General features: G+C 64.2%; 8 protein-coding genes and 2 pseudogenes. 2 read left to right on the top strand and 8 right to left on the bottom strand.

Going from position 1 to position 9,101, the window contains the following annotated elements:
- Nucleotides 1-178: 178 nt before the first annotated feature.
- The 3 genes and pseudogenes from A0J57_RS27175 to istA form a co-directional block, all read right to left on the bottom strand.
- A pseudogene (locus tag A0J57_RS27175) lies at nt 179-496 on the bottom strand (ATP-binding protein); the annotation flags it as partial.
- A gap of 5 nt (nt 497-501) precedes the next feature.
- Nucleotides 502-1,008, bottom strand: a pseudogene (locus tag A0J57_RS27170) (ATP-binding protein); the annotation flags it as partial.
- A complete protein-coding gene (gene istA, locus A0J57_RS11660; protein ID WP_021238707.1) occupies nt 995-2,509 on the bottom strand; it encodes an IS21 family transposase in 1,515 nt (504 codons plus the stop codon). The pseudogene A0J57_RS27170 and the gene istA, both read right to left, overlap by 14 nt.
- Nucleotides 2,510-2,814: 305 nt before the next feature.
- Here istA and A0J57_RS11655 point away from each other — a divergent pair, with 305 nt between their 5' ends.
- Together A0J57_RS11655 and A0J57_RS11650 are read left to right on the top strand one after the other, a co-directional pair.
- Entirely contained in the window at nt 2,815-3,594 is a 780-nt protein-coding gene (locus A0J57_RS11655; RefSeq protein ID WP_061935797.1) for an SDR family oxidoreductase, read from the top strand.
- A 59-nt stretch (nt 3,595-3,653) separates the two neighbouring features.
- Complete coding sequence (locus tag A0J57_RS11650; protein WP_082718658.1) at nt 3,654-4,565, top strand: LysR family transcriptional regulator; 912 nt, start codon at nt 3,654-3,656, stop codon at nt 4,563-4,565.
- Between the two features lie 6 nt (nt 4,566-4,571).
- Here A0J57_RS11650 and A0J57_RS11645 read toward each other — a convergent pair whose 3' ends face one another.
- The 5 genes from A0J57_RS11645 to trbL all read right to left on the bottom strand — a co-directional run bounded on the left by A0J57_RS11645 (nt 4,572) and on the right by trbL (nt 9,099).
- Complete coding sequence (locus A0J57_RS11645; protein ID WP_061935792.1) at nt 4,572-4,793, bottom strand: helix-turn-helix domain-containing protein; 222 nt, start codon at nt 4,791-4,793, stop codon at nt 4,572-4,574.
- A gap of 270 nt (nt 4,794-5,063) precedes the next feature.
- Entirely contained in the window at nt 5,064-6,257 is a 1,194-nt protein-coding gene (locus tag A0J57_RS11640; protein ID WP_061935789.1) for a TrbI/VirB10 family protein, read from the bottom strand.
- On the bottom strand, nt 6,254-7,093 hold the full coding sequence (gene trbG, locus A0J57_RS11635) for a P-type conjugative transfer protein TrbG (protein ID WP_061935787.1): 840 nt from the start codon (nt 7,091-7,093) through the stop codon (nt 6,254-6,256). The genes A0J57_RS11640 and trbG overlap by 4 nt, the downstream gene beginning before the upstream one ends.
- A 3-nt stretch (nt 7,094-7,096) precedes the next feature.
- Entirely contained in the window at nt 7,097-7,786 is a 690-nt protein-coding gene (gene trbF / locus A0J57_RS11630; protein ID WP_061935784.1) for a conjugal transfer protein TrbF, read from the bottom strand.
- Nucleotides 7,783-9,099 carry a P-type conjugative transfer protein TrbL gene (gene trbL / locus A0J57_RS11625; RefSeq protein ID WP_061935781.1) on the bottom strand — a complete coding sequence of 439 codons (1,317 nt, stop codon included), beginning with the start codon at nt 9,097-9,099 and terminating at the stop codon, nt 7,783-7,785. Before trbL ends, trbF begins: the two co-directional genes overlap by 4 nt.
- Nucleotides 9,100-9,101: the final 2 nt, after the last annotated feature.

The raw sequence follows: 9,101 nt of genomic DNA, 5'->3' as shown, positions 1-9,101 counted from the left end.
TGTCAAACGGCGTTCAAAAGGGACCCCCGATCGGCGTCGAAGAGGGACCCCCTTTTCAGATAATATGATGCTGGTTTGTTGAAGATGGCCTTGCGCTGCGTGCGGCGGAGGGCGGGCGTAGCCCGACCGGAGGCGCGCGCAGCGCAAGATAGATTTTTGAAGGCGCCGAAGGTGGCTGTCAGCTGCGGTTTTTGAAGCGCCAGCTGTCGTTGCCCGTCTCGACGATATCGCAGTGGTGGGTGACGCGGTCGAGCAGCGCCGTGGTCATCTTGGGATCGCCGAACACGGTCGGCCATTCGCCGAAGGCGAGGTTCGTGGTGATGATGACGCTGGTCCGCTCATAAAGCTTGCTGATGAGGTGGAACAGCAACTGCCCTCCCGAGCGGGCGAACGGCAGATAACCGAGCTCGTCGAGAACGATCAGGTCGAGCCGCGACAGCTGCGCCGCCAGGGTCCCGCCTTTGCCGATCCGGGTCTCCTCTTCGAGGCGTGTCACCANTAACCGAGCTCGTCGAGAACGATCAGGTCGAGCCGCGACAGCTGCGCCGCCAGGGTCCCGCCTTTGCCGATCCGGGTCTCCTCTTCGAGGCGTGTCACCAGATCGACGGTGTTGAAGTAGCGGGCGCGAGCGCCCCTTCGCACGACATTGGCGGTGATCGCGATGGCGAGGTGGGTCTTGCCTGTCCCCGTGCCGCCGACCAGCACGATATTGCGGCGAGGCGGGAGGAAGGAGCCATCGTGAAGGGAGCGGATCATCTCCTCATTGATCGGTGTGCCCTCGAAGCTGAACCGCTCCAGGTCCTTCACCACGGGCAGCCTCGCAGCCGTCATCCGATAGCGGATGGAGGCTGCATCCCGGTGGGTCGCCTCAGCACGGAGCAGGTCGGTCAGTATCTCCATGGTGGTGCGCTTGCGCTGGAGGCCGGTGGTGACCGCCTCGTCGAACGCCGCCGCCATGCCCTTGAGTCCGAGGCCGCGCATCGTGTCGATCATATCATGCCGCTGCATCATAGCCTCGCAGCAGATCATAGCGGGCACAGTCGGCGAGCGGAGGATGCTGCAGCATCCGGTCTTCCGAAGTGACGATGCTGTGGGGTGTCGCCGGCTCGCGGCGCCGGGAGAGGATGTTGAGGATCAGCTCGTCGCTGGCCGTTCCGTTCGCCAACGCTTCGCGCACGGCAGCCTCTACCGGCTCCAGGCCATCGGTGAGCACCGCCGAGAGGACCCGCACGAACCTGCGATCGGCCTCGTCCCCGGTGCCGAGCCTTCGCCGTAATCGGTGCAGGGCGGGCGGCAGATCCCAGTCCTGGAACGGTGCGCCGTTACGCAGCGCGCCGGGCTTGTGCGCGAGGACCGGCAGATAATGCCAGGGATCGTATATCGTGCGGTTCCGACCGAAGTGGCGCTCATGCTCCCCGACGATCGCATCGCCGCAGCGTATGACGATGCGATCGGCATAGGAGCGCACCTGAACGGTCCGGCGTGCGGCCGTCGACATGACCGAGTAGCGGTTGCGATCGAAGCTGATGAGGCAGGTGCCGGTGACGGCATGCTCGCTCTCATGGAAGCCGTCGAACGGTGCCAGGATCGGCTGCAGGGCCGGTCGCTCCATATCCAGCGCCTCGGCGACGGTAATATCCCCGCGTTCGGGATGGGCATGATGCTCGGCCCAGCGCCGGCACTCGGCCTCCAGCCACCCGTTGAGCTCGGCCAGGCTGGCGAACCGGAGCCGCGGCTGGAAGAAGCGGCCTCGGATTGTCTGGACCTGCTGCTCGACCTGGCCCTTCTCCCATCCCGCCGCCGGCGAGCAGGCGGTCGGCTCGACCATGTAATGATCGGTCATGATCAGGAAGCGGCGGTTGAACACACGCTCCTTGCCGGTGAACACGGCCGTCACCGCCGTCTTCATATTATCGTAGATACCGCGTCGCGGCACACCGCCGAAGAACGCGAACGCCCGGGCATGGGCATCGAACAGCATCTCCTGGCCCTCGCGCGGATAGGCCCGGACATAGGGTGCGCGCGAGTCGCAGAGACGCATATGCGCCACCTTCACCCGCATCGGCTTGCCGGCGATCTCCACATCCTCGTGGCTCCAGTCGAACTGGTAGGCCTCACCCGGCTGGAAGGTCATCGGGATGAACGCCGGTGCGCCTTCGCCAGCATCCTTCCGCCGCGCAGCACGCCAGCGCGCCGCATAGCGGCGCACCGCATCATAGGATCCATCGAACCCCTCGCGCACCAGCAGGTCATGGATACGCGTCATCCGTAGCCGATCGCGGCGGCCGCGACCTTCGTTCTCCTCAAGCAGCGCATCGAGACGATCCTGATAAGGACCGATCCGCGGCAGCGGCTGGACTTTGCGCTGATAGTTGAACGCCGCCTCCGGCGACCGGATCGCTTTGCGGACGACCTTCCGCGACAAACGAAGGTCACGAGCGATCGCCTTGATCGCCTTACCCGCTGCATGCTCACGCCGAATCCGAACCACTGTCTCCACGATCAACATCCCGTTCTCGCCAACTGATCAAAACCAGTCGGCCGACTAAATCCCCGGGATGAAGGGGTCCTTTTTGCACGCCGATCACCCCACGAAGGGGGTGCCTATTGCACGCTGATCCTCANGATCAAAACCAGTCGGCCGACTAAATCCCCGGGATGAAGGGGTCCTTTTTGCACGCCGATCACCCCACGAAGGGGGTGCCTATTGCACGCTGATCCTCATCCGTCGCCAGCGGCACAAGATCGATCAACCTCTCTCAGCAAATTTGTCAGGTGTTTTGCGACGCCCGGCGTAACAATCAGGAGTGATATATGCCTAACGCCAAGACTGCATTGATCACCGGCGCCTCCGCAGGCCTCGGCGTTGCCTTCGTCCATCAACTCGCCGAGCGCGGCTATAACGTAGCGCTCACCGCACGTTCGCGGGAGCCTATGGAGGCGCTCGCGCAAGACGTCATGGATCGTTACGGGGTCGAGGCGACCGTGCATCCGTGCGATCTCTCTGCACCTGCGAGCGCCGCCCAACTGGTCGTCGACCTAGAACAGAGCGGCATATTTACCGACGTGCTTGTCAATAATGCCGCCTTTGGCATGGGCAGTTCGTTCGTGGATTATGAGCCGGACCGTCTCACGGCGATGCTCCAGCTTAATATGGTCTCGCTTACGGAGCTTACTTTGCTTCTGGGGAAGGCGATGCATCAGCGCGGAAGCGGACATATTCTTATGGTCGGCAGCGGTGCGGCGTTCCAAGCTACGCCAACGATGGCTGGCTATGGTGCGACCAAGGCGTTTCTCTTATCTCTGGGCGTGGCGCTTAACGTAGAGTTGGCTCCCAATGTCACGGTGACAGTGGTCTCCCCGGGCACGATGGACACTGGCTTCAACGCAGTCTCTGGCTTCGAGCCTTCTCCCTCGCTGCAACGCTTGGCGCTGCCAGTGGAAGTTGTCGCCAAGGCCGGTCTGGAGGCACTGTTTGCTGGGAAGCCGCACGTCATTCCGGGTAAGATGAACAAGCTCGGCGCCTTCACGAGCCGGCTCCTTTCCCGTCACGCGGCAGCGAATATCTTCAAACGAATGGCAGAGGGGAGCTGAACCATGTCGTCCCGCCGACTGTTTGAACTGGCCGGATTTCAATCCTGGGGAGGCTAGAAGTGCGCCGGCCCGTTCACGCAAGGCCAGATCTTGGCCAACTCGAAGTGTTTTTGAAGGTTGCGGAGACCGGAAGCTTCGCCGCCGCGGCACGGCTACTCGGCATAAGTCAGCCGGCAGTCAGTCAGTCGATCAGCAAACTCGAGGAAATATACGGTGCCGACTTGTTTACCCGTCGTCGGGGCATGCCTGTATCACTAACGCAGATTGGACGTGCAATTTTACCAAAAGCTAAACTTGTTCTATTTCTGGTCGACGCGCAAATCCGCCGCGCGACTACAATAGCCCAAAGCTTGGCTGGTACGTTGACAATCGGTTTTACTTGCCATCTAGGTCATGGTATCCTCGGCAGCGGATTAGCAGATTTCCGAGCGGAACACCCGGATATCGACATGCGCTTTGTCGAAAGCTCGGCAAGTGACCTCTATCGACAGCTTAACGAGCGGCTTATCGACATCATGTTCGCGCCGTTCTTGCCCGACCTCTCCAGTTCATCGAGTGAGCAGGAGGGCTTGTGGGAAGAGCCCCTGTTCGCAGTTCTCCCACTTGATCATCCCATGGCCTCAAAAGAGAGTATGCAGTGGGAGGACATCTCGGCGCTGACGATCCTATTGCAAGCGCATGAAGGGGACATGTCGCCTTATCGCGCTCTAGCGGCCCACATGGCCAACCGCCACTTTGACAGCTCCATGCACGACGTTTCATCGGCATCGCTTCTTGACATGGTCTATATGGGTCTTGGTGCTACCATCGTATGCGCATCAACGGCCAACATTCGAGACGACCTGGCATTCAGGCCGATAGCTGATAACGAAGCAAAATGTTCCATCGAGGCGCTCTGGCGAAGGGACGACCGTAATCCACTCCGTCACCGATTGCTGGCCTTTATGCGGAGCCATGCGGTCGGCCGATAACGCAGGCTAAGTCTTGCGCTCCGCCTCGGTTATTAAGTCGCAGGGCTTGATTTTGAGCGCAGCCGCAAAACGTCCTAGTAGCGTCACACTTGGCGAGACTTTCGCGCGTTCGATCGAGCCAAGATAGCGCAGGCTGATCCCAAGGCGATCAGACATCTCCTCCTGCGTGTATCCTCGTTCGTAGCGTATTCGCCGCAAGTTAGTGGATAAGACAATCTTGAGGTCCATCCGCCACCTGATCACAGCGCAGGCACGATCGTTCTAGGAACGATCGTGCCTATTCGTTATGCTGCGGCGACGCGTTAGTTGAGGATTAGACCGTGGGAAAGAAAGTGACAGCGACCGAGAAACGCGCCGAGGCGATCCGTCTGATCGAACTTGCGCGCGCCCTCCTGACTGGCACCGACACGGAGATGGCTGGCCTTCTCCTTGATCAAGCTGTTGAGGTGCTAACAAGCAGTACGAGGTGAACGCGGCTGGTGAAGGGATCACCGCGCTTCATTCGGCATCCCAAGGAGCGAGCGTGAGATCACGGCTCACGAGCACGCGGACCCTAGCGCCTGGTCGGACGGTGATCGTCGGCTGCACATCGAGCCGACGATCGACGATCTTGTCTCCCGCGCTCTCAACCGACCGCCCCGCGCTCTCGCGGATCGCGAACGCAATATCGGAATTGTCCCCGCTAGCAGTCGCGACGTTGGCGCCAACCCCGAACAGCGTCGAAAGCAAGCCCGCCGTCAGCAGTTTGCCCGCGTGATTATTGACGCGGTCGGCAAGGCCCGACTGACCGGCCCCATCCGTGCCGATCATGCGGTCGAGATCGATCGATCGCCCATCGGGGAAGATCATCCGCGTCCAGACCACGAGCGCGCGCGACTGGCCATAGGTGACCCGCGCGTCATAGCTCCCGATCAGCCGCGTTCCCTGCGGGATCAGCCGGGTCCTGCCGGTCACGCTGTCGAACACATCCTCGGTCACCTGCGCCACCACCTGGCCGGGAAGGTCGGATGACAGGCCGGTGATGAGCGCGGCCGCGATCGTCGAGCCGGCGGAGACGATATAGTGGCCCGCCGGCCCTACAACCCTTCCGCTGTTGACGGTCGGTTCGCGCGACCCGCCTGCAACGAACGCGGCCTTCCGATCCTGGGCATCGACCGGACCGGACGTGCCGCCTGCGGCGGCCGTGCCTTGCCCGGCAGTCGGCGGAGATGCCTCCATGTCCGCCGCTGCGGTGCTCCGCGCGCCGTCACTGGCGGCGAAGAGCTTGCTGGCGCGCGCGCTGTCACGCTGCTGGCGTTGCCGCTGACTCTCCTGCAACGCCTCCTGGTTTGCAGGGTCGGCAGGCGTCGGTCCCACACCAGCCGCAGGCGGCGGCGTGATCGGCTCGGTGCTCTGGGGAGGCGCGCCGACGCCCGCCGCGGCCGTGCGCGCGACATCGCCATAATCCTTGGGAGCATCGGCAAGCGCGTCGGTGTTACGCCGATCGACCGAGACGGTTTCCTGAGGCGCTTGCGTGCGATGGCTTGTGCTCAGACTATAGCCCAGCGCGGCAGCCACACCGATAGCGCTGATGCCGGTCAAGCCGATCAGCGCCTTGCGCGAAAGCCGCCGCGGCGTGGGTGCCGGCGCGCGGGTCGCGATCGGCTGGCGCGGTGACACCAGATCGATGCCGGGATCGTCCCGCTCGCTCACTTGCTATCCTCCCGGCTCCGCGCGCGCCGGATCCGCACGACCTGCTGGCGCTTGGTGCCAAGACGCAGCTCGGCGACCGAGAACAGACGATCGACCACGAGATAGCGCCCGGACACGCGATAGTTGACGAGCTCGGCCTGCTTCTTCTCGCCGATCAGGAACAGCGGCGGCAGCTCGCTTTGCGCGATGCCCTCGGGGAACAGCAGATAGGTCTTGGCGCCGTCATCGAAGACCTGCACCGGTTTCCATGGCGGGCTGTCGCCGGACAACCGGTAGGCAAAATCAAGCTTCGCCGGGTCGATGCCGGCCTGGACCTGTGTGCTCGCGACCGCGGCCGCGGCCTCGATCCTCGCCCTGACCGCAATCAGCTCGTCCTGCGGGTATGACCAGCCCACGCTCGCCATATATGTCGCCGGAGTCGAACGCAGTTCGACATGGTAGGTCCGCTTGTCGGTGTTGATGACCAGATTGGTCCTGAGACCCGGATCGGTGGGCTTCACCAGAATGTGCGTGCGCCGCGTCGGACCGCTGCCGCTCGCCGCCTCGCCAATCACCCAGCGAACGGTGTCGCCGGCCGCCACCGCGCCCGTGTCCGACAGGGTTTCCCCTTCCTGAAGCACGATATCGGTGACCTGCCCAACCGCCGCATAGACCTGATAGAGGCCGCCCGGCGCGTATACGAACAGCTGCGTCGCGCCCTGCCACCCCGCGGGGCGCGGGCTGATACGGGCCGCTTGGGTCGCGGCAGCCACTGGCCGAGCGGCCGAGGGGGCTGGCTGGGCAAAGGCCGGCGCGGCAAGCAGCAGCAGCGGCGCGCCGATCGGAACGATACGCATGGTCTATTCTCCGAGATCTTGCGACCAATTGATCGCGTGGACGTAAAGGCCGAGCGGATTGCGCCCGAGGGTCGCGGCGTCGGTCGGGGTGCGGATCACGATCGTAAGGATCGCCGACCAGTGCGTGGTGGCGGCGAGCTGGCCGTGCTCGTAGCGCCGCTCGTCCCAGGCGATGCGGAAACTGTCGCCCGAGGCGCGGACGACATTCTTCACGTCGACAGACACCTGCGTTTCGGCGAGCTTCGCGAACGGGTCATTGGCGCGCGCATATTCGTTGAGCGCCGTTGCGCCCTGCTCGGTCGTGAAATCGTAGGCAGTGGCGAGGTTCTGCCGCAGCACGATCGGATCAGCCGGCCGCGAGCGCGCATTCTCGATGAACCGCGCCAGATGCCATGCGATCTGGGGATCGGTCGGGCGATAGTCCGTGGTGGCCGGCGCGACCGAACGGGCGGCGCCCAGGCGGTCAACCTCGACCACATAGGGCACGATATGTGAGCCGAACCGCAGTCGCAGATTGTCGACCACCGAGAGCGACAGCAGTGCGGTCGCGCCGAACGCCATCAGTCGCCAGCTGTTTGCCTGTACGCGCGCCGATCCGATTCGGTCATCCCATGCCTGGCCGGCACGCTGGTAGGGGGTTTCGGGGACAGGCTCGCGGCCGAAGCGCGATGAGGGACGACGGAACGGGTTCATGAGCGATCCTCCAGCGAGACATGCGCGGCGCCACCATGATGATCGGCCGAGCGAAGGGTGTGAGCGGCCAGCGTCGCGCCCTGGACCATCGCCTGACGGCGGCGCAGCCGCTTCGCCCAGGCTGGCGTCGGTGCTTCTGCAGCAGGCGCACCCGCCGCAGTCTCGGCCACCAAGGCTTCCGGCGCCGTATTGCCATCAGCGGCGGTTGCGCCTGCCTCCCCGGAGGCGGAAGCCGTGCTCGCGCTTCCAGCATCGCCGGGGCGCGCGCTCCCGCCGCCTCCCGGCGCTCCGGACGGCGGGGGAACCGTCGGAGCGCCGCCCGTCGGCGCCGGGGGAGGAGGCGCCGACGAGGATCCGCCCGGCGGGGGCGCGCCAGGGGACCGGGAGAGGGTTGAAGCGGCGGCGGAGGTGGCGCGCCCGGCGAGACCGACCGTGCCCGCCGCAGCCATGCCGGCTGCCGTGCCGACCCCGGCCAGCGCCATGCCGGTTCCGATCGCCGCGCCGGCGCCGAGCTGCGGTCCGCCCGAGATCAGGCCGGAAGCGATGCCTGGGCCGAAGATCGCGAGGCCGAGCAGCGTCAGCGCCGCCAGCGCGATCGCGCCGACCTGTTCGAGCGTAGGCGGTGTGCCGCCGAAATCGATCACGAACTCGTGAAAGATGGTCGAGCCGATGCCGATGATGACGGCCAGCACCAAGACCTTCACGCCCGTCGCCATCACATTGCCGAGCACGCGTTCGGCGAGGAAGGCGGTGCGGCCGAACAGCCCGAACGGGACCAGCACGAAGCCGGCGAGCGTCGTCAGCTTGAACTCGATCAGCGTCACGAACAGCTGGATCGCGATGATGAAGAAGGCGAGGAGCACGATCGCGAACGCGAGCAGCAGCATCGCGATCTGCGCGAAGTTGGTGAAGATCCCGACCGGGCCGGCCAGCGCCGTCGCCTGATCGAATAGCGGCCGCGCTGCATCGATGCCGGTCGCCGCGATCTTGCCGGGATGCAGCAGATCGTCTGCGCTGCCGGAGCCGGCCGCTTTCAGGCCTAGCCCTGAGAAGCTCAGATAGATGATCTTGGCGAGGCCGTTCCAGTTGGAGATCAGGAAGGCGAAGAAGCCGACCTGCAGCGTCTTTCTCACCAGCCGCGCGGCGATGTCCTCGCCTTCGCCCCAGGTCCAGAACAGGAAGGCCAGCGTCACATCGATGACGATCAGCGAACTCGCCAGAAAGCCGACGTCGCCCCCAATCAGGCCAAACCCGCTATCGATGTAGCGCGCGAAGGTATCGAGGAACCGATCGATGACGCCCGCGCCTTCCATGG

It is taken from the genome of Sphingobium sp. 22B (genome assembly GCF_001580035.1).
GTDB classification, from domain to species: domain Bacteria; phylum Pseudomonadota; class Alphaproteobacteria; order Sphingomonadales; family Sphingomonadaceae; genus Sphingobium; species Sphingobium fuliginis.
The sequence above is the reverse complement of the archived record's forward strand: the minus strand, read 5'-3'. Positions and strand labels throughout refer to the sequence as shown.